Annotated in this window: 23 protein-coding genes; 14 read left to right on the forward strand and 9 right to left on the reverse strand. The window is 41.9% G+C overall.

What is annotated here, in order from left to right:
- Positions 1 to 2 precede the first annotated feature (2 nt).
- From ACFFGT_RS01255 to phnN, 3 genes are read left to right on the forward strand one after another with little or no spacing between them, the layout of a single operon-like run.
- On the forward strand, positions 3 to 800 hold the full coding sequence (locus ACFFGT_RS01255; protein WP_377020672.1) for an endonuclease/exonuclease/phosphatase family protein: 798 nt from the start codon (positions 3 to 5) through the stop codon (positions 798 to 800).
- Between the two features lie 2 nt (positions 801 to 802).
- On the forward strand, positions 803 to 1606 hold the full coding sequence (locus ACFFGT_RS01260) for a bifunctional hydroxymethylpyrimidine kinase/phosphomethylpyrimidine kinase (RefSeq protein ID WP_377020673.1): 804 nt from the start codon (positions 803 to 805) through the stop codon (positions 1604 to 1606).
- Positions 1599 to 2156, forward strand: coding sequence for a phosphonate metabolism protein/1,5-bisphosphokinase (PRPP-forming) PhnN (gene phnN, locus ACFFGT_RS01265; RefSeq protein ID WP_377020674.1), 558 nt, complete (start codon positions 1599 to 1601; stop codon positions 2154 to 2156). Before ACFFGT_RS01260 ends, phnN begins: the two co-directional genes overlap by 8 nt.
- Here phnN and ACFFGT_RS01270 read toward each other — a convergent pair.
- The 4 genes from ACFFGT_RS01270 to ACFFGT_RS01285 form a co-directional block, all read right to left on the reverse strand.
- A complete protein-coding gene (locus tag ACFFGT_RS01270) occupies positions 2153 to 2593 on the reverse strand; it encodes a GNAT family N-acetyltransferase (protein WP_377020675.1) in 441 nt (146 codons plus the stop codon). The two genes, phnN and ACFFGT_RS01270, sit on opposite strands and share 4 nt — an antisense overlap.
- Positions 2594 to 2899: 306 nt before the next feature.
- Positions 2900 to 4324 (reverse strand): COG3014 family protein, encoded by a 1425-nt coding sequence (locus tag ACFFGT_RS01275; RefSeq protein WP_377020676.1) that lies wholly within the window; start codon positions 4322 to 4324, stop codon positions 2900 to 2902.
- A gap of 63 nt (positions 4325 to 4387) precedes the next feature.
- Positions 4388 to 4981, reverse strand: a complete 594-nt coding sequence (locus tag ACFFGT_RS01280) for a penicillin-binding protein activator LpoB (protein WP_377020677.1) — start codon at positions 4979 to 4981, stop codon at positions 4388 to 4390.
- A gap of 52 nt (positions 4982 to 5033) precedes the next feature.
- Positions 5034 to 5450, reverse strand: a complete 417-nt coding sequence (locus ACFFGT_RS01285; RefSeq protein WP_377020678.1) for a hypothetical protein — start codon at positions 5448 to 5450, stop codon at positions 5034 to 5036.
- 219 nt (positions 5451 to 5669) lie between these two features.
- On the opposite strand from ACFFGT_RS01285, the gene ACFFGT_RS01290 reads away from it, so the two are divergent.
- Positions 5670 to 6155: a nuclear transport factor 2 family protein gene (locus ACFFGT_RS01290; protein WP_377020679.1), complete on the forward strand. Its 486-nt coding sequence runs from the start codon at positions 5670 to 5672 to the stop codon at positions 6153 to 6155.
- Between the two features lie 268 nt (positions 6156 to 6423).
- On the opposite strand, the gene ACFFGT_RS01295 is transcribed toward ACFFGT_RS01290, so the two are convergent.
- Both ACFFGT_RS01295 and ACFFGT_RS01300 read right to left on the reverse strand, forming a co-directional pair.
- Positions 6424 to 7275, reverse strand: a complete 852-nt coding sequence (locus ACFFGT_RS01295; protein WP_377020680.1) for a methylated-DNA--[protein]-cysteine S-methyltransferase — start codon at positions 7273 to 7275, stop codon at positions 6424 to 6426.
- 97 nt (positions 7276 to 7372) lie between these two features.
- A complete protein-coding gene (locus ACFFGT_RS01300) occupies positions 7373 to 7729 on the reverse strand; it encodes a DUF488 domain-containing protein (RefSeq protein WP_377020681.1) in 357 nt (118 codons plus the stop codon).
- 114 nt (positions 7730 to 7843) lie between these two features.
- Here ACFFGT_RS01300 and ACFFGT_RS01305 point away from each other — a divergent pair, with 114 nt between their 5' ends.
- Genes ACFFGT_RS01305 through ACFFGT_RS01315 form a run of 3 tightly spaced genes read left to right on the forward strand, consistent with a single transcriptional unit; the run spans position 7844 to position 9856 of the window.
- Positions 7844 to 8563, forward strand: coding sequence for a 2OG-Fe(II) oxygenase (locus ACFFGT_RS01305; RefSeq protein ID WP_377020682.1), 720 nt, complete (start codon positions 7844 to 7846; stop codon positions 8561 to 8563).
- Between the two features lie 13 nt (positions 8564 to 8576).
- Positions 8577 to 9230, forward strand: coding sequence for a methylated-DNA--[protein]-cysteine S-methyltransferase (locus ACFFGT_RS01310; protein WP_377020683.1), 654 nt, complete (start codon positions 8577 to 8579; stop codon positions 9228 to 9230).
- A 14-nt stretch (positions 9231 to 9244) separates the two neighbouring features.
- On the forward strand, positions 9245 to 9856 hold the full coding sequence (locus tag ACFFGT_RS01315) for a hypothetical protein (protein ID WP_377020684.1): 612 nt from the start codon (positions 9245 to 9247) through the stop codon (positions 9854 to 9856).
- A 7-nt stretch (positions 9857 to 9863) separates the two neighbouring features.
- Here ACFFGT_RS01315 and ACFFGT_RS01320 read toward each other — a convergent pair whose 3' ends face one another.
- A complete protein-coding gene (locus tag ACFFGT_RS01320) occupies positions 9864 to 10085 on the reverse strand; it encodes a helix-turn-helix domain-containing protein (RefSeq protein WP_377020685.1) in 222 nt (73 codons plus the stop codon).
- Positions 10086 to 10089: 4 nt separating this feature from the next.
- Positions 10090 to 10707 (reverse strand): DUF2975 domain-containing protein, encoded by a 618-nt coding sequence (locus ACFFGT_RS01325; protein WP_377020686.1) that lies wholly within the window; start codon positions 10705 to 10707, stop codon positions 10090 to 10092.
- Between the two features lie 148 nt (positions 10708 to 10855).
- Here ACFFGT_RS01325 and ACFFGT_RS01330 point away from each other — a divergent pair, with 148 nt between their 5' ends.
- Positions 10856 to 11599 (forward strand): hypothetical protein, encoded by a 744-nt coding sequence (locus ACFFGT_RS01330; protein ID WP_377020687.1) that lies wholly within the window; start codon positions 10856 to 10858, stop codon positions 11597 to 11599.
- A 47-nt stretch (positions 11600 to 11646) separates the two neighbouring features.
- On the opposite strand, the gene ACFFGT_RS01335 is transcribed toward ACFFGT_RS01330, so the two are convergent.
- Positions 11647 to 12387, reverse strand: coding sequence for a GNAT family N-acetyltransferase (locus ACFFGT_RS01335; RefSeq protein ID WP_377020688.1), 741 nt, complete (start codon positions 12385 to 12387; stop codon positions 11647 to 11649).
- Between the two features lie 359 nt (positions 12388 to 12746).
- Here ACFFGT_RS01335 and ACFFGT_RS01340 point away from each other — a divergent pair, with 359 nt between their 5' ends.
- The 6 genes from ACFFGT_RS01340 (at position 12747) to ACFFGT_RS01365 (ending at position 17579) form a co-directional block, all read left to right on the forward strand.
- Entirely contained in the window at positions 12747 to 13259 is a 513-nt protein-coding gene (locus ACFFGT_RS01340; protein WP_377020689.1) for an N-acetyltransferase, read from the forward strand.
- A 566-nt stretch (positions 13260 to 13825) separates the two neighbouring features.
- The gene (locus ACFFGT_RS01345) at positions 13826 to 15019 is read left to right on the forward strand and encodes a sensor histidine kinase (protein ID WP_377020690.1); all 1194 of its coding nucleotides are present in this window, start codon (positions 13826 to 13828) and stop codon (positions 15017 to 15019) included.
- 11 nt (positions 15020 to 15030) lie between these two features.
- Positions 15031 to 15726 carry a LytR/AlgR family response regulator transcription factor gene (locus tag ACFFGT_RS01350; RefSeq protein WP_377020691.1) on the forward strand — a complete coding sequence of 232 codons (696 nt, stop codon included), beginning with the start codon at positions 15031 to 15033 and terminating at the stop codon, positions 15724 to 15726.
- A gap of 101 nt (positions 15727 to 15827) precedes the next feature.
- Complete coding sequence (locus ACFFGT_RS01355) at positions 15828 to 16205, forward strand: response regulator (protein ID WP_377020692.1); 378 nt, start codon at positions 15828 to 15830, stop codon at positions 16203 to 16205.
- A gap of 73 nt (positions 16206 to 16278) precedes the next feature.
- The gene (locus ACFFGT_RS01360) at positions 16279 to 16521 is read left to right on the forward strand and encodes a PqqD family protein (RefSeq protein WP_377020693.1); all 243 of its coding nucleotides are present in this window, start codon (positions 16279 to 16281) and stop codon (positions 16519 to 16521) included.
- A 5-nt stretch (positions 16522 to 16526) separates the two neighbouring features.
- Complete coding sequence (locus ACFFGT_RS01365; protein ID WP_377020694.1) at positions 16527 to 17579, forward strand: ATP-grasp domain-containing protein; 1053 nt, start codon at positions 16527 to 16529, stop codon at positions 17577 to 17579.
- Positions 17580 to 17586 lie beyond the last annotated feature (7 nt).

The following is a 17586-nucleotide window of genomic DNA, read 5'->3' on the forward strand; positions in this document are numbered from 1 at the left end:
GAGTGGAAAATGTTAAAATTATCACCATAAATACGTGGAAATGTGATGGTGAATACTGGGTGCGCATGGGCATACTTGCCAAACAATTAAAAGACTTAAAGCCCCATGTTATAGCCTGCCAGGAATGCTTTTACAGCGAAGAAGCGAATGCCGATACCCTAAAGTTTTTGGCTAAGGAATTAAATATGAATTATTGTTTTTTACCCGGTCGATCGAAAAAGCGCCTGTTTGAAGGGCACCTGGTTAACAGTACATCGGGCCTGGGGATATTATCTGTATACCCGCTTACCGAAACAGGCAGCTTTGATTTGCCTGTAGTGCCTGAGGATAACGACCGTAAAGCTTTCCAGGTAAATGTAAACCTGCCGTCTGGGGAAACTGTTACTATTACCACTACTCATCTTACACATTTGGGCCAGCATAAAGGTTTAAGAAAAGCCCAGGCTGAAGCGCTTGCCGGTTTTGTTAGCGCAGATACACCACATCCATATCACATTATTTGCGGAGATTTTAATGCCACACCCGATTCAGAAGCAGTTATGACTTTCAGGGAATTATCAAAAGCTGCCGACTGTTATACCGAAGGTAATGGCATCGAACCAAGGTACAGCCTTACCGATGCCTATTATAAAGCTAACAAACAGGTATGTGTCGACCAGATCTTTACTTTGCCCTTGCCAAATACGGATAACTACCCGCAGTTTATTAATTCGGCAGTTGTGTTGAACATACTTGATGAAACAAGTGGCCTGTACCCGAGCGACCATTTTGGCATCACCACTACACTTGTAATACCCTGACCGTGAAAGCACCTCATGTATTAGCTATCAGTAGTTTTGCGGTGCATGGTACGGCCAGCCTAAAAACGTTCACTACTATTTTGGGCGAACGGATTTTACCGGTACCAAGCCTGATGCTCAATGGGCTTACTAATATGGCGCTCATTAAAAAGCTTGATGTGCCATTTACCGAACTGCTGCAAAGTTCCTTTGAACTGGCCGTAAACCGTGAGCTTGAACTGATCCTGTACATTGGCTATTTGGGCAAAGCCGAACAGGTGGACATTATTACTGAAATGATAAACACGTATCGCCCTATCATAAAAACTATTATTGTTGATCCCGTTTGCGGCGATCATGGGCGCACTTATGTGCCTGCTGATGTAATAGCCCGCTGGCCCGAGCTCATTAAGTTGGCCGATTTGGTTTTCCCCAACCTTACCGAAATCAAGATCCTCACCGGCCATGAACCCAATGGTACCCAGGCCGACGCCTTTTATATCGAAGCATTCAGAAAACAATATCCTAATGTGCAACTCGTTATTACCAGTGTTAAAACCAGTGATGATAAAATAAGCATACAATATTATAGGGATAATGAATGTTACAGTTACGCACATCCTGTATTACCCAAAAACTACGGAGGTACCGGCGATGCCTTTTTAGCGACGTTTATATTGAACCATTTTTATAATACCTTGAGTTTTGACGCGGCCTTAAAAGCAGCTGCCGATCAAACTTATGAGCTGATTAAAAATTCTATCAGCAGCAATTCAAACGACTTGACCCTTTCAACAATAAAGATTTTATTCCCTAACCATGAGTAAGCTATTTTATGTTATCGGCGCATCCGGAGCCGGCAAAGATACCCTGATGAATTACGCCCGCAAACAGATCAACGGATCGGAAAATGTAGTTTTTGCGCACAGGTACATCACCCGTCCGCCATTTTCTGGTAACGAGAACCATGTTAGTTTAACTAATGAGGAATTTGCGTTGAGGAGCAAGGCCGGAATGTTTGCTTTAAGCTGGGGAAGCCATGATAAATACTATGGCATAGGCCAGGAAATAAACAGCTGGCTTAATAAAGGCTTTAATGTGGTAGTTAATGGTTCGCGCGAGTACCTGCCCGTTGCACAGCGGCTTTACCCCGATTTGAAAGTGGTTTTAATAACTGCCAGCCCCGAAATTATTGCCGGCAGATTAGCCGTTCGTGGGCGTGAAGATGCAGAGGAAATAGCCAAACGCATAGCGCGCACTTCCGAACTCAATACCAACCTTGAAAATTGCATCGAAATACAAAACGACGGAGCTGTTGAAGTTGCAGGAAGCAAACTGGTAAACCTGATCTCAATAACAGAAAAGCAACTGGCTTAAACCTGCTTCACAAACCCGGAAGAGCGGATCACATAACCCATTTTTTGATAAAAAACGTGGGCAACTTTCCTGTCATCGCGGTTACCGCTGTTGATGATCACGGTATTTAGACCTTTTTCAATGGCGTAATCCTCGCAGGCCTTGATCAGTATTTTACCGATGCCCAGGTTACGCACAGTTTGCTTTACCACGAAGGCAAGCACGCGCAGGTATTTGCCATTCTTTTCATAATAGTTGCCTTTTACCAGGCCGGCCATACCCACTATTTCATCGTTATATACAGCTAAGATCGTTTTATAATCCGGATGGATTAGTATTGGCTTCATGCGGGTGCGCATTTCGGCAACAGTAGTTGGGTAGCTCAAATCGGTCATGAGCGCGGCTATAGTTTCAATATCGCCTTCCTGGGCATCCCTTAGTATTACCTGGTTTAACATTTTATATGGTGATGAAAAAACTACTGCCGGTTCAATAAACTGAACACAAATGTAGCTGAACAAAACTCTGTTTTAATTATTAGCCGTTTGTTAGCAGGCTATGAGAAATAATTGGGGATATGGAGATAAAATATACCTAAAACCGGGTATTCCTAAAAGGGGATATTAAACGTATGTTTATAAAAAAACAAGAAGAAGTCTTCAAAGCTAAATATCACACTTAAACCGTATTATACAATTCAGCCATCTGCCTTGAACAGCAAATGGCTTTTTTATTTATATTGATTTTCTAATAATTATCGCTGCCTATCTTAAAGTGGCGTAATTATAAAACTGCAATCTTCCGGTGCCTTGTATACTGATGTTTTTAGTTTCGGTTGCGCCCTGTGCATTTTTGAGGGTTATGCGCACCTGGTTATCCCCTTTTTGTAAGGGGATACGTGCATAGGAGATATAAGCCGGTAAACTTTGCCAGTTACGGGTATCGGCTTTTTCGGATAATAAGCTGTAAAGCTGGATGCCGTAACCAAGACCTTCCAATAGTCCGTTGGTTTTACCATCGCTTTTTGCTGCAGCGCGTAATGAATACTCGGCTATTTTTTTCACCGCAAGTCTTGACAGGATGCCACCCATTTCTTTTAATGCACGCTGCTGCAATGTTTTAAATGCCAGTTCATTAATATCCTCAGCTTTTATCAGCGGTGCATCCTGGTTGTTTACAGAGATACTTGCGCTTGAATAATAAGGTGTTTGCGCAACATATTTAGGGAATGCTACCCGGAGGCTTTCAACTGATTTGGTATTTACCCTGTTCCTGTCCCCGTCATAATTGAACGGAACCACTATACCTCCGGCCGCATCGCTAAAAAACAGATCGCCATTGCTGTTACGGATCAGGCTAAAAAACAAGTCTACCTGCGTTTTAACCGGGGCGAGGCCATTTTCCCAAAAGAAGATCAACTCACCGCCTTCTGATGGTTTTACGGGCTCATATTTAATCCCAAAGGTAGTTTCAAATTGATCGGCCTCGGTTGTAAAACCGTTCAACTTTGCCGTGCGGATCACATCCTCTTCCAGTTCTACCGGCATAGGGGTGCCATAGTAAGTTTTATCGGGGTTTTTAAGGTAGATCTCGGCTGCATTCCTGTATGATATAAACGCGTTGTTAACATCGTTGTTGCTTTCATACAACATGCCCTGCAACATCAGTGAAAACACATCATTTGAGTAACGATTATCTTTATTATTATACTTATCGCCCTGTTCCTGCGCCTGTAAGGTGATACGCCGGGCCTCAACAATGGCATCCTCCGTTTTATTGAGGTACAAGTAGTTAAGCGCTTTATAATAATGGATCATGAACTTTTCAAAATCCTCACCTTTATATCGTTGTGATGCCGAGTTGAGCAAAACCCCAACAGCAGCGTCAGATGCGCTGGTCAAGCCTTCGTCAAGCAACTGATCGGCCTGGTTAAAGTAGTTGTTGCTGTTTTCGTATTCGCCTTTTAAATGGCAAATCCTACCCTTCTCCATCAGGTACAGGAGTTTATTGCGGGGAGCCTGGATCAGGCTGTTTTTATCAAGCTCCTTCTCGGCCTGGGGGTAGTTACCGGCAGATACATTTTTATAATAAGGCGCAACGCTTTGATTATAGGTTGAACATGCCGATAAAAAAAGCATCAGCCCGACAAAAGAAAATACCCGGAGAATATGCGTACGTAAGTTGACCATTATTAAATGCAAACTGCCCCGAACACGGGCGTACCGGGTTCAGGGCAATGATGTTTACCAGCTTTAGTTTTTAACGTATTTGGCAATTTTCTTTTCGCCTATCCAAACCACTTCATTTGTCTGAATGTTGGTAAGCTCCAGATTTACCTGGTAGTAAACAACTTTTTGGCGTTTATGCGCATCAACAATTGAATTGATTGAGCCTTGCAGTATGTAATCGGCACCATTTTCCAGCCCGAATTTTTTCATGCTTGAAACTGTAGCGTTTGTTTGCTGATCGGCTTTTTCGGCACGTAATTCATCGCGTTTTTTACCGCCCTGTACCAAACGTACTTTTTGCGATTGGATGAATGAGCTTTCAATATCGGTTAAGAATGTTTCGGCATCAATATGCTCGTGGCTTTTGTTTTGAACAAAGCCAACTATAACCACCGGGCGTTTACCCTGGTGTTCGTTAAGATGAGTATCAATCCAGTTAGCTCCTAAAATTTTGCCGGTAAGTTCATCGGCTGCCATCCGTGCATCACTGTTATTCCAGTTGCCGCTAACATCAATAGTTTGATCGGTGCTAACGCGTGTAACCTGCCTTGAACATGAGGCTATAAAAATCCCTGAAACTGCTATTGCAGCAACTGCTAAAATCCTGTTAAATTTCATCTGTAGTATATATATTAATTATGATATGTTAGATTGTATGCTGCTTAATTTGTTACCAGCCAAAGCCGATGCCAATGCTTGTACGGCCTCCCCAGCGGCCACCATAATTGCCACCCCAACGGTTTCCCCAGCCATAATTTAAATATGGCGAGTAAGAGTAACCGCCATATAAACCCCATGAAGGCGAGTAATCATAATAACCATTCATGCGTTCCTCATGCCGCCACTCGCGGTTTTGACGACGGCGTTCCAGTCTGGCCTCATACCAGTCGTAAGCTTTATAAGTATTTTGTATGGTTGTACCGTGCAGGCTGTTCAGGGTATCGGCAACCCTGGCATATTTTGCCTGGCTTTCCATATAGCGTGGGTTTTGATCGGCTACCAACGCTGCAGTTTGCTGCGCTTTTACGGCGCCGCTAAACAAACCGCCTAAAAGCACCAAGGCCATAATAAAGATATTCCGTTTCATTACGCTCAATTTAATAAGTAAAGTTACGTAAAATGCACTCCAAATATTACACCAGCGCTAAGCATAAACCGTTAAATTATGTTAATCCGGAGCTTTTTTACTTAATTATGAATTGCGGGATTGCCTCATCGCTTGTTTAACCTTGTAAATAGTCTTTATTACTGTCACCATAAGTCATGCTGGCGCGTCATCATGATATATTTTAATACATTTAATATCATGAAAAAATCAACCTATACCCTGTTTATTATTGGCTTTATTGCAATGCTGTTTGCCTTCGCTGCAAATGCTCAAACAACTGCTTTTAAACCCAAAGACCAGCAACTATATAACACCATTGCGCATATGGATAGTGTAATGTTCAATGCCTTTAACAATCGTAAACTGGATGTAATGAAAACACTATTTGCCCCCGATGTTGAATTTTATAACGATGGCAAGGGCGTAACCGGCTATGATGCAACCATGGCAGGCTTTAAAGGCATATTTGAAAACAAACAAGCCGCCGACCTTCGCCGCGACCTGCTTAAAGAAACCCTTGAGGTTTACCCCATGCCCGGCTTCGGCGCCATTGAAATGGGCACCCATCGCTTTACACATACCGAAAACGGACAACAGGTAATCGGTTTAATGAAGTTTGTACACGTTTGGCAGTACAAGGATGGGCAATGGAAAGTGACGAGGGTGGTGAGTGTGGGGCATTGAGTAACTTCTTGCGCACACATTTCTTGCGCTCGTTTCTAACGAGTGCTTAACGCGGGACAACGTTTGTAACGCGACTGGCGATGCAATCGCCAAACCATATTAAGCACTCATTGCAAAGGAGCGCAAGTTGATAAACAAAAAACCATGTCATTGCGAGACACGAAGCAATCGCACGGAAGCATAGACACTCTGTATAGCATGCGATTGCCGCGTCGCCCCTGTGCTCATTCCCGTTTCGCTCCTCGCAATGACATGTTTTTATCACCTCTTATTCAACCTTCTCATTCAGCGCTGCTTCCCAGCCTATTATTGCATTTTTGCGGGTGCTTCCCCAATGATATCGTCCTATCTCGCCGGTTGATTTGATTACGCGGTGACAGGGGATCAGGAATGCTACCGGGTTATTGCCCACTGCCGTTCCAACTGCACGGTAAGCATTTTCGCTGCCTGCTTTTTTGGCCAATGAGGCGTAGGTGGTCAATCCTCCGGCAGGTACTTTTAGTAATGTTTCCCATACCTTGATCTGGAAATCGGTACCTTTTAAATGCAGCTTGATCTCATCCAGTCGGCTCCAATCCTGGGTAAAAATAAACAGGGCGTTTTGCTGAATCCTGTCTACCAATTGGTTAAAAGCCGCATTGGGAAAGTTTGTTTTTAGTTGCTCCAATGCTTTTTCTTCGCCTTCATCAACGAAAGCCATGTGGCAGATACCTTTAGCGGTTGATGCCACGATCACCTTAGCAAAAGGCGTATCTGCAAATGAGTAATTGATGTGCAGCATGGCACCACCATTACGGTATTCGCCGGGTGTCATACCTTCTACCTTGATAAAAAGGTCATGCAGCCGGCCGCCTCCCGAAAGACCGGTTTCCAGCGCCGTGTTGAAAACATTGGCATCCTCGTGTTTTAATATTTCTTTGGCATGTTCCACACTTAAATATTGCAGAAACTGTTTTGGGGTTACCCCTGCCCAGTCCTTAAACATGCGCTGAAAATGAAAGGGACTTAAATTAACATGTTCCGCTACCTCGTCCAGTTTGGGCTGTGCCTTAAAGTTGTCCCTGAAAAAGCCTATTGCCTGGGCTATCCGGGTGTAATCTATTTCTTGCTGAGTTTTCATAAAACCTTCTGATTAAATAAATTCAATTGTGTTTTTAATATTTTATAACACAAAGGTACCGGCCCTACCTAACCTCAACAATCCGATTCTTGCGGAGTTATAATGCGATATGATCATCAATTATAGTTTTTAATACGACGGCATTGTTCAATGCCAATTCTTTCGAGGAAAACACCAGCGTCACTGTTTTATGCTGTTTGATATAATCAAGCAGTTCGGACAATGCCTTGGTTTTATCAATTTCAGCGTGATACTTTTGGCTAAACGCTTCAAACTTTTCGGGCTCATGGTTATACCATTTCCTCAGCTCATTAGAAGGCGCAATTTCTTTAAACCACCTATCGATACGGGCATCTTCCTTTTTTATCCCGCGGGGCCAAAGGCGATCTACCAGGATCCGGATGCCATCATCTTCAGCATAAGGTTCATAAACGCGCTTAAGTTTAATATCCATAATGTATATTATTAAGGTTCATCTTCAATCAAACAATTGGTATAAAACTCCGCAAGAATCGGATTGCCCGCCAACCGCCCCAACGATAGTTTTGACATTATTCAAAATAACAAAATGACAGCGGAACAAACACTTAAAGATCGTATCAAAAACCTTAACTGGGATCAAATCAATAAAACATTACACAACAAGGGCTTTGTAATTGTTAAACAGGTTTTAAATAAGGCAGAATGCGATACGTTGATCAGTGATTATGATGCAGATGCGTACCGAAAAACCGTTAACATGGAGCGCTACCGTTTTGGATACGGCGAATACAAATATTATAAATACCCGCTGCCTGCTATAATTGCCGGTTTAAGAGAAAATGTTTACCCGCACATTGTTCCTGTCGCCAATAAATGGATGGCGGAGCTTGGGATAGGTAAACGCTTTCCGGATACCCATGAAGAAATGAAACAATTAAGCCACGAAGCAGGCCAAACCAAACCCACAGCCCTGATTTTGCAATATGCCGAAGGTGGTTTTAATACCTTGCACCAGGACCTTTATGGCGAAGTATATTTCCCCATACAAATGGTTTTCATGCTCGATCAGCATAACAGCGACTATACCGGCGGCGAATTTGTGATCACCGAGCAGATCCCACTCGCGCAATCAAAAGTTAACGTACTTAGTCCCGGCATGGGTGATATGGTTTTATTTACCACTAACTTTAGGCCGGTAAAAGGAAGCAAAGGTTATTACAGGGTAAATATGAAGCATGGGGTAAGTCCCGTTCACAGCGGTAAGCGCCATAGCCTTGGCATCATATTTCATGATGCGCTTTCTTAAACAGATTGATGGAATGGAAATCAATGAACTAACCCAACAGGACACCTTATTAACCAAACCGGCGATTTTAAACCGGGTGGAACAAACAACGCTGCTCACTGCCAACGAGGGATTTATTATAGCCGATTGGAAACCTGAAGATACCGGCTTACCTATATCCTGGCAGATCAGAGACACATTGGTAGGCGAAGCACTTATTGCAGCTACCAATAAAGGTATTTGCTTTTTAGGCTTTACCAATAACGATACAGCATTTGCCCTTGCCGATCTTCAAAGGAGATTTCCAACCAGTAAGCTCATTAAAGAAGAAACCGCACGGGTTGAAGAAGGCTTTGCCTATCTCAATCAGCCCGAAATAAATCTCCCCGTACATTTACACCTGAAAGGTACAGCGTTTCAGTTAACTGTATGGAAAAAACTGGCGCTGATCCCTTTTGGCGGTATAACAACTTATGCAGCCCTGGCAGGCAATACCCGCAATGCCCGCGCTACCGGGACTGCCGTTGGGGCCAACCCGGTAAGTTATATTTTACCCTGCCACAGGGCTGTACGATCGGACGGAAGTTTTGACCGCTATTATTGGGGAAATAATATAAAAAGAGAACTGCTGGCGTATGAAGGTGTATCCATGGAAACAAGCGTTAACGACAAACTTGCTATACACTAACCTAATAGAAAACCATGCTGCAAAACCGCGTAAACCCATTTGGACAACTCATTAAAACGCCCGAACGCGGCGCATGGCTTGGCAACCGCGGTGTGATCCACAATGAGCAGCAGGAAATTGTACGTGCCTATAAAATTAAAGCCTGGATAACCTGCGTTCTGGAATTCAGGGGCCGCCACCGGGAAATTATGCAGCCCGACCGCTGGACAGAACTTTTCTTTCTTGACGAGGCTACCGCTTTTTCGGCCGGGCACCGCCCTTGCTTTCAATGCCGGTACAAAGACCACCAAAGATTTAAAGAGTTTTGGATAAAAGGAAACCCGCACTACGGTTTCAATATAAAAACGCCGGTGTCCAAAATAGATGATATTTTACAAACCGAACGCATTGCGGCCGACAAATCAAAAGTTACTTATGAGGAAAACCTAAAAGGTTTGCCCAACGGCACATTTGTATTTTATGATGAGAAACCATATTTGCTTAAAGATGGCCAGTTGTATTTATGGAGCCCGGCAGGATATCAAAAAGGGATAATGATGCCTGATGTAGGTAAGCTCCTGGTATTAACTCCGCAGTCGTTTGTTAATATGTTTAACGCGGGATATGTGCCGCAAATGGGGATTTGAAAACACTTTATTCAGCTCCGGTTTTTTCAGGCTGAAATTCAAGGATATCCCCCGGCTGGCAATCAAGCACCTCACATATGGCCTCCAAAGTAGTGAACCGTATTGCCTTCGCTTTTCCCTGTTTCAATATTGACAAATTAGACAAAGTAAGCCCCACACGTTCGGACAGTGTATTGAGCGACATTTTGCGCTTAGCCATCATTACATCAAGATTTATAATTATAGCCATCCTATTAAATTGTTAACTGTTTATCTTCCTCAAGCAACAGGCCGGTTTTGAAGATCTCTTGTACTACAAATAACATAATACCCATTAAAAGGCAGTTATAGTTAAAGCCATAAGTAAGATCCATATGCGGGAACCGGAAAGTTGAAACCAAAATACGGGTTACCACGATCACAAATGCCCACTGAACTAACGAATAACCAATTAAAACAAACGCAATAATTTTAAGCCTCAAAATGTTCAATTGCTGAAAGGGCTGATTTTGCTTTAAACTATGCAGGATCTTTTTTAGCTGATAAGTGACTATAAGGATGGCTGCATATAATGAGCCAAACCCAATTAACAGCATAACTATATTTTGAAAATTAGCGTCAATCCCAAAAGCCAAATTGCCGTTAGTGGAATTGAGGATACCAACATGGCCTTTTTTCGAAATCGCGTAGATCTGCCTTATCGTAATAGGGTCATAATTTATCGGGATAATAAATACATATGCTTTTCTTATACATCCGGCCATTATCCCCATTATAATGCAGTATGCCCCGCCAAGCCATTCCAGCCACCAGATTAAATTAACGATTGTACTCAAAATTGCCGACAGTGATTTGTTTCGTAAAGGTTTCATGCTTATCTTTTTTGATTATGCAATTGTAATAAATTTTTATTAATAAACAATAAAAATTTATTACTTATCAAACAAAGCCTACTTAATTAGATAAGTTATCTATATTTCATAAAATCAGTATCTTCATAATTTCCAATCATAGAAATTTATGGGTCAAAAAAACAGGGTTAATGACAAGCGTTTAACTAAAAAACAGGTTTCAGAAATCATCAAAGCTGAAGGTAAACTGCATCAGGAATACACCCGGTTTTTTGAAGAGAAATATGCTACCGGTTATATAAAACAAGATAAAGTGTATGAACTTCAGGGTGATAAATATTTATACGTGTTTGATGAAAAGAAAATGGCTGTTGGCGGAAAAGGAGATATCTATCCAAAAGATTATTTCTTGAAACTTGTCAGGTGGAATCAGCGGGTACGGGATGATTATGCTAATAATAGAGGCAGTTCCGTTGATCATTGGAGGTTTTACTCAAAATATAAATTTGATTTTATCGATCACGTTCAACCGATGATCACCGATCTTGCTAAAAAGTTGGGTGTGGATTCGGCAAAGCTTGATTGTACTTATGAAAGCCTGGGTTTAATCTCCATTGAATGCCAACAATATGATTCAGAACAACTATTTCATGAGTGGTATGACCATCTTGTAGCTTATGTTGGTGAAGTAATCAAAAAGCGCGTAAACGGAACATGGGAAATGAATAGCGCCCTGGCAGGTGGTATCTTTCCGTTCATTAGCGTCAATTCTAAATATATTTCTTACATGCCGATTAATGTCGTATGGAAGACAATAGGAGGATTAGAAGATATCGACTTTAGAAAGCAAACTGCAAATGAGGTACGTCGCAATGCATTGGCAGCTAAGTTTGAGAAAGACTTTGGTAAGTAGTTAAACTGAAAATAAGTTTCCTCTAAAAAAAGAATTAAAAAGCTTGCTTAGGCAGGATTAATTTCTTTGATAATTTCACCTATAATAATGTAGCCGCACACCCGCATTCCAGCTTTCAACAAAAGTGCTTTAGACGCCTGGTTTTTAACGTTGCACCGGGCAGCAGGAAGTCTGTTTAATCGGTAAGCTTCCTTTTTAAGTTCCTGCATGATCAAAACACCATATCCCTGCTTTCTAAAGTTTTCCTTTACCTCGTAATATATATCAATGTAAGGGAAATTATAGTTCCAGATAAAACCACCGGTGGCAACAACTTCTCCATTGTTTTGGATACTGTAAGCATCCCATTCATCCGGATTTTTACTTTTTACAAATTGCGCACCTTCTATTGTAAAAGCGGTTTCATATGCTGTTTCAAATAGAATGGCCTCGGCATTGATATTTTTCGCCGATTCAAATGCCATACCGGCAAGTAAAATATCATTGGTCTGGCATTCTACAAAACCGGCATTTGCAGCTTTTATAAATTGGTCAAATATCTGTCTGGCGTATTTTCTAAAAGGCTGGTCTAAAAAAAACTCGCATATGGTATCCCTATCCTCGCGTTTGTCTTTGCCCCACACCGAGCCATAACCAACAGAACGTTCTTCAAATTTAAAAAGGTAATTATCAACCCATCCTGCACCATGGCACTTGTTATAAATGAATTGAAATTTAGCTTCTGCGAGAAATAATCGGCGATGTGGTTCGATATCTGCCTCTTGTGCTTTTACAATGTCAAATTCCATGGGGTGTTAAATTATATAAAACTACTAATGCATAAATATAGCGACAGCTTAAGTTATATAAGTTAATACCACATTATTCTTCAACCCCTGATGTCATTTAGGCTGCATTCCTCTATATAAAAGCAAACAGCATTTTAGATCTAAAAGCACCTCTCCCTCACTCCATCCATTCAATCCCGCTATTAGCAGATATAAAATTTCATATTACTGCCCGGCAGCTAATTTACCCTATCAAATGATAAGGTTCTTCTAAAAATATACGATCATCAGTAAAGGTTTCTCACCCTTAAGTATACTTAAATTCTAATTCGATATTATTTAATGGTTTCATTATATTGTCATTCATATTGTATTGATAGATGAAGATTATTACCTCAACATTCTTAACAGACTTTCAGAAAGAATGCGCCTACAACTTGTGGAATAATGAATATCCTCAAAATCTGCGATATAATACGATAACAGAATTTGATGACTATTTAAATGGGCTGCAAGAAAAAAAGTATTATTTACTTATTGACGATGAAGGAATTATAGCAGCATGGGCGGCAACATTTGAACGTAATAATGAAAAATGGTTTGCCATAATAATCAATAGTGCAATTCATGGAAAGGGCCATGGCACTGCAATTCTTAACGAAATAAAAAAAGAAGAACAACACTTAGTTGGATGGGTAATTGACCACGAACGAGATTCAAAGGTGAACGGGGACAAATATCGTTCGCCTCTGACTTTTTATATAAAAAATCAATTTAATATCCTTCCCGACAGCCGTATTGAATCTGCAACAATTTCGGCCGTTAAAATTGTTTGGGGGAAAAATAATACACCATTGCTTATGTCAGGTATCTTTACATTTATTGCAATTTGAGTTTACAAGGTAGGTCTGAACCAATCTCATCTGTTTATGTCAATAATCGAATGCCCTGGCATTCCATAAAATAAGTTTCCCTTGCGTTCCCGGAGAACAAGCCTGGGTGCTTTCGACAGTTTTGGCAGCTTAGGTTTCAGACTTTATCCCCCTCCATCCATTCAATCCCGCTATTCGTCGGTACAAAATTTCATATTACTGCCCGGCGGCTAATTTTACACTATCAAATAATAATTTGATCAGTGATAAGGTTTAGGTTAAAGCTTCCGAGCAGCGAGTGCAAGGAAGCTTTTTTATTTTCACCCCTGCCTGATATTCACATAAAACATGCCCCTACCCGGTTCATCTATACAATTTCCCGGTTCACCGATACATGATTGTTAAAACCCCTGCTCATCTTCACCTTTGTTTTATAATTCAGGAGCAGGGACACTGAATTATAGGTTTTTTTCATAAAGATGAGCACCTGTGCAATGTACAGGTGCTTTTTTTAAATACTAAAACCAGGCTGTTAATGTGTGCCAACCGGCTGCGCCGGTATAGCTGAATAAAAGAATCTTAATCAAATGATCCGCTCAAAAGCAACTACTTTTTTCATTCATGCTGCCGGCTGGCTTGTATTTTTAGGGTTCCCGTTGTTGTTCATGAACCGCACGCAGCAAAGCAGTGCCGGTACATATACAGTACTGTTTTCGCCCTATTACTGGCTGTTTTGCCTCACCTATATCTTTATGTTTTACCTGAACGCCTGGTACCTGGTACCAAAGTTCGTGTTCCGTAAAAGATATATCTGGTATGGGCTTATTGTGTTACTACTTTCGGGTTGTGTTTATTTTTTGCAGCCTTTTGATAACTTACTTCTTCACAATCTCATTAAAGGGAATAAACCCACAACAGCAGCCATCCCCAATCCGCAGCCTATAGGGCCGCAAATTACACCTACGGGTATTGATAGTTCGGCACCCAATCAACAAAATATGCCTTTTGGTCCGCTGCCACATGAGGACCTGCGCATGCAGGACCCAAGCCTTAAACCTGGCAACCGCATCATTTTCATTCACCAGTCGGGCAATATTGATATGGTGGGCTTGTTTATTTTCATTATTGTGATGGGCTTAAGCGTTGCCATTGCTACGGTACAAAAATGGCAGCTTACCGAACAAATGGTTACCCGCGCCGAAGCCGAAAAAGCACATGCCGAGCTCTCATTCCTCAAAGCGCAGATCAACCCCCATTTCCTGTTCAATACGCTCAATAACATTTACGCCCTGTCGGTTACCAATAGTGAGCATACCTCCGAGAGCATCATGAAGCTCTCCAATATCATGCGCTATGTAACAGATGAGGTAACGGAAGATTTTGTGTTGCTGCAAAACGAAATTGATTGCATCAATGATTATATCGATCTGCAGCGCCTCCGCCTCGGTAAAAAAACGACTTTAGATTTTGAGGTTTCGGGCGAGATCAGCCACCAGAAGATCCCGCCGCTAATCCTGATGACATTTATTGAAAATGTATTTAAGTACGGAGTAAGCAAACATCAGCCATCGGTTATCAATATTTGCCTGCGGGTAAATGGTAACCAAATGCTGTTTATCTGTAAAAACACCATTTTCGAAAAACGACCAGCCACCGAACGGAAAGGTATCGGCATTGCCAATAACCGCCAGCGCCTGCAACATATTTATCCTAACAAACACCGGCTCGATATCAGCTCAGCCGATGGCAATTTCATTGTCGAACTGGAGATTAACGCTTAAAACTATTTATCATGCAATTAAAATGTGTAGCTATTGATGATGAGCCATTGGCCCTTCAGATAATTGAAAAATATGTAGCCGAATACCCCTCGCTAACCCTGGTTAATACTTTTGAGGATGCCATCTCGGGCGGCGAATACCTGAAACGGAACAAGGTGGATGTGCTGTTCATAGATATCAACATGCCCGATATTACCGGTATCGACCTGGTGAAATCACTGGATGATAAGCCCATGATCATTTTTACCACTGCCTATAAAAACTACGCATATGAAGGCTACGAACTGGAGGCAGTTGATTACCTGCTGAAACCCATCAATAACATCCGTTTTGGCACCGCGGTTCAAAAGGCCATAGGCTATTACCAGTACAAGCACACCGATACATCAGGCGAGGGTGATTTTCTGTACGTACATTCGGAATACCGGCTCATCAAAATCAATATTAAAGACATTGAATATATTGAAAGCATGCAGGATTATATCAAGATCCATATGCTGGGCGTGGCCAAACCAGTGCTTACCTTAATGCCCTTGAAAGGCGTGATCGAAAAGCTGCCTGCTTCAAAGTTTATCCGCATTCACCGGAGCTTTGTGGTGGCCCGCGACCAGATCAGGTCTATCCATAACCGTAAGGTAAAACTAACTGAAATAGAGCTGCCTGTAGGTACAAACTATACCGATTTTATTAAGGACTGGCACAAATAATCAATTCATCGGCACATTGAAGGCGTTGACCGACACATTATTTTATCGCCCCGTAAATAGCCTCAACTTTATATTATTAATTGACACTAATCCTTACAGTCATGAAAACAGCAGGCAACAAAAAAACCATTTTAGTACTTGATAAAAACAGCAGGATGTTATCAGTAATTGATGACATTATGTATTACGGGGATTTTAATGTGCATTTAACTTATGATCCCAACGCCATATATGATAAGGCAAAGGTGATCAACCCGGACCTGATCATTTTGGATTACCTGCTATTGGATGCAGATTGCGAGCTGGTGTGCCAGGATTTTAAAGACGATGAACGACTGTGCAATGTGCCTATCATTATCGTAACCGCCTATAAAACCAAAAAAGCACAAGCCGATTCTTATAAATGTGATGCCTTGTTTGTAAAACCGCTGGATATGGAAGTACTTGCATCAAGGATTGAATACCTGATGGCATCCTGAAGCCCGGTTTTGTAAAACTCACATAAACCTGCTAAGTTTAGCCTTTATTAATTAAAAAAACCTGCAATTATAAATGAAACTCAAGAGCAACATTGCCACCAGCGATAACGGGTTTATTTTTAACCCCGCCACCGGAGATTCGTTTTCCGGTAATGACATGGCGGCACAACTGCTCACGGCTATGAAAAGCGGCAAAACCGAAGCTGAGATCAAGCAGGACATTCTCAGCAGGTATGAAGTGGGCGAAAACCAGCTTGACAGGGATTGGGACGATTGGATGCTGCAGCTAAAGGAAGCAAACCTGCTCGAAATTTAAAAACGATGGCAAACAAGTACACTAATTTATGTATTGCCGTTACCGGGCTTAATGCCAATGACAACCCTGGCCCGGGTATGGCGGTCATTCGTTCTTTAAAAGAGTATTTTGGGGATGGTTTGCGGATAATCGGTCTGTCATATGAGTCGCTGGAGCCTGGGATTTATTTGCGGGACTATGTAAATAAAACTTATCAGGTTCCCTATCCAACCGAAGGCACAGCAGCCCTGGTTGAACGTTTGTCCTATATCAACCAGCGGGAAAACCTCGATCTCATTATCCCCAACTTTGATTCGGAGCTGTTCAATTTTATAAAAATAGCACCGCAGTTAAAGCAAATGGGCATAGCAACTTATCTCCCCACACAGCAGCAACTGACTTTAAGGGATAAGGTGCACCTGAAGGATTTTGGCACAAAGCATGGCTTTTATGTACCTGCCGATCATAAACTGTACACTGCCGACGATTTAAAAAAAGCAGTCGGTGAGTTCAACTTCCCCATGGTAATAAAAGGGAAATTTTATGAGGCCTATGTTGTTTATACGATGGACCAGGCCTTGAAAGCCTTTCACCAGCTTAATGCAGCCTGGGGCGTACCGGTAATAGCCCAGCAATATATTAAAGGCAACGAGATCAATATTGCGGCCCTTGGCGATGGCAAAGGCAATAACATTAGTTTGGTAGCGATGCGCAAACTTTATATTACCGATAAAGGCAAGGCCTGGGCCGGCGTCACCATTAAAGATGATCAGCTAACCCAACTGGCCAACAACTTTGCTCATGCTACTAACTGGAAAGGCGGTTACGAAATGGAGATCATGAGCACGGCCGAAGGGCATTTATACATACTGGAAATTAACCCGCGGTTTCCGGCATGGGTTTATTTAACTGCCGCTGCCGGGCAAAATCAACCAGCGGTGCTGGCCAAAATGGCTTTGGGCGAAGTTGTTGAACCCTATGCCGATTACCAGGCCGGCAAATTATTTGTCCGGTATTCGTGGGACCATATTGCCGACATAGCCGATTTTCAACAGATTTCGGCCTTTGGCGAATTATAATTTATAA

The organism is Mucilaginibacter angelicae, from assembly GCF_042434235.1.
GTDB classification, from domain to species: domain Bacteria; phylum Bacteroidota; class Bacteroidia; order Sphingobacteriales; family Sphingobacteriaceae; genus Mucilaginibacter; species Mucilaginibacter angelicae.

What these genes read in the sequence shown, in the direction of transcription:
- phnN (WP_377020674.1), top strand. Translation starts at nt 1,599, where the DNA reads ATGAGTAAGCTATTTTATGTTATCGGCGCATCCGGAGCCGGCAAAGAT.
- ACFFGT_RS01270 (WP_377020675.1), bottom strand. Translation starts at nt 2,593, where the DNA reads ATGTTAAACCAGGTAATACTAAGGGATGCCCAGGAAGGCGATATTGAA.
- ACFFGT_RS01275 (WP_377020676.1), bottom strand. Translation starts at nt 4,324, where the DNA reads ATGGTCAACTTACGTACGCATATTCTCCGGGTATTTTCTTTTGTCGGG.
- ACFFGT_RS01280 (WP_377020677.1), bottom strand. Translation starts at nt 4,981, where the DNA reads ATGAAATTTAACAGGATTTTAGCAGTTGCTGCAATAGCAGTTTCAGGG.
- ACFFGT_RS01285 (WP_377020678.1), bottom strand. Translation starts at nt 5,450, where the DNA reads ATGAAACGGAATATCTTTATTATGGCCTTGGTGCTTTTAGGCGGTTTG.
- ACFFGT_RS01290 (WP_377020679.1), top strand. Translation starts at nt 5,670, where the DNA reads ATGAAAAAATCAACCTATACCCTGTTTATTATTGGCTTTATTGCAATG.
- ACFFGT_RS01295 (WP_377020680.1), bottom strand. Translation starts at nt 7,275, where the DNA reads ATGAAAACTCAGCAAGAAATAGATTACACCCGGATAGCCCAGGCAATA.
- ACFFGT_RS01300 (WP_377020681.1), bottom strand. Translation starts at nt 7,729, where the DNA reads ATGGATATTAAACTTAAGCGCGTTTATGAACCTTATGCTGAAGATGAT.
- ACFFGT_RS01305 (WP_377020682.1), top strand. Translation starts at nt 7,844, where the DNA reads ATGACAGCGGAACAAACACTTAAAGATCGTATCAAAAACCTTAACTGG.
- ACFFGT_RS01310 (WP_377020683.1), top strand. Translation starts at nt 8,577, where the DNA reads ATGGAAATCAATGAACTAACCCAACAGGACACCTTATTAACCAAACCG.
- ACFFGT_RS01315 (WP_377020684.1), top strand. Translation starts at nt 9,245, where the DNA reads ATGCTGCAAAACCGCGTAAACCCATTTGGACAACTCATTAAAACGCCC.
- ACFFGT_RS01320 (WP_377020685.1), bottom strand. Translation starts at nt 10,085, where the DNA reads ATGGCTATAATTATAAATCTTGATGTAATGATGGCTAAGCGCAAAATG.
- ACFFGT_RS01325 (WP_377020686.1), bottom strand. Translation starts at nt 10,707, where the DNA reads ATGAAACCTTTACGAAACAAATCACTGTCGGCAATTTTGAGTACAATC.
- ACFFGT_RS01330 (WP_377020687.1), top strand. Translation starts at nt 10,856, where the DNA reads ATGGGTCAAAAAAACAGGGTTAATGACAAGCGTTTAACTAAAAAACAG.
- ACFFGT_RS01335 (WP_377020688.1), bottom strand. Translation starts at nt 12,387, where the DNA reads ATGGAATTTGACATTGTAAAAGCACAAGAGGCAGATATCGAACCACAT.
- ACFFGT_RS01340 (WP_377020689.1), top strand. Translation starts at nt 12,747, where the DNA reads ATGAAGATTATTACCTCAACATTCTTAACAGACTTTCAGAAAGAATGC.
- ACFFGT_RS01345 (WP_377020690.1), top strand. Translation starts at nt 13,826, where the DNA reads ATGATCCGCTCAAAAGCAACTACTTTTTTCATTCATGCTGCCGGCTGG.
- ACFFGT_RS01350 (WP_377020691.1), top strand. Translation starts at nt 15,031, where the DNA reads ATGCAATTAAAATGTGTAGCTATTGATGATGAGCCATTGGCCCTTCAG.
- ACFFGT_RS01355 (WP_377020692.1), top strand. Translation starts at nt 15,828, where the DNA reads ATGAAAACAGCAGGCAACAAAAAAACCATTTTAGTACTTGATAAAAAC.
- ACFFGT_RS01360 (WP_377020693.1), top strand. Translation starts at nt 16,279, where the DNA reads ATGAAACTCAAGAGCAACATTGCCACCAGCGATAACGGGTTTATTTTT.
- ACFFGT_RS01365 (WP_377020694.1), top strand. Translation starts at nt 16,527, where the DNA reads ATGGCAAACAAGTACACTAATTTATGTATTGCCGTTACCGGGCTTAAT.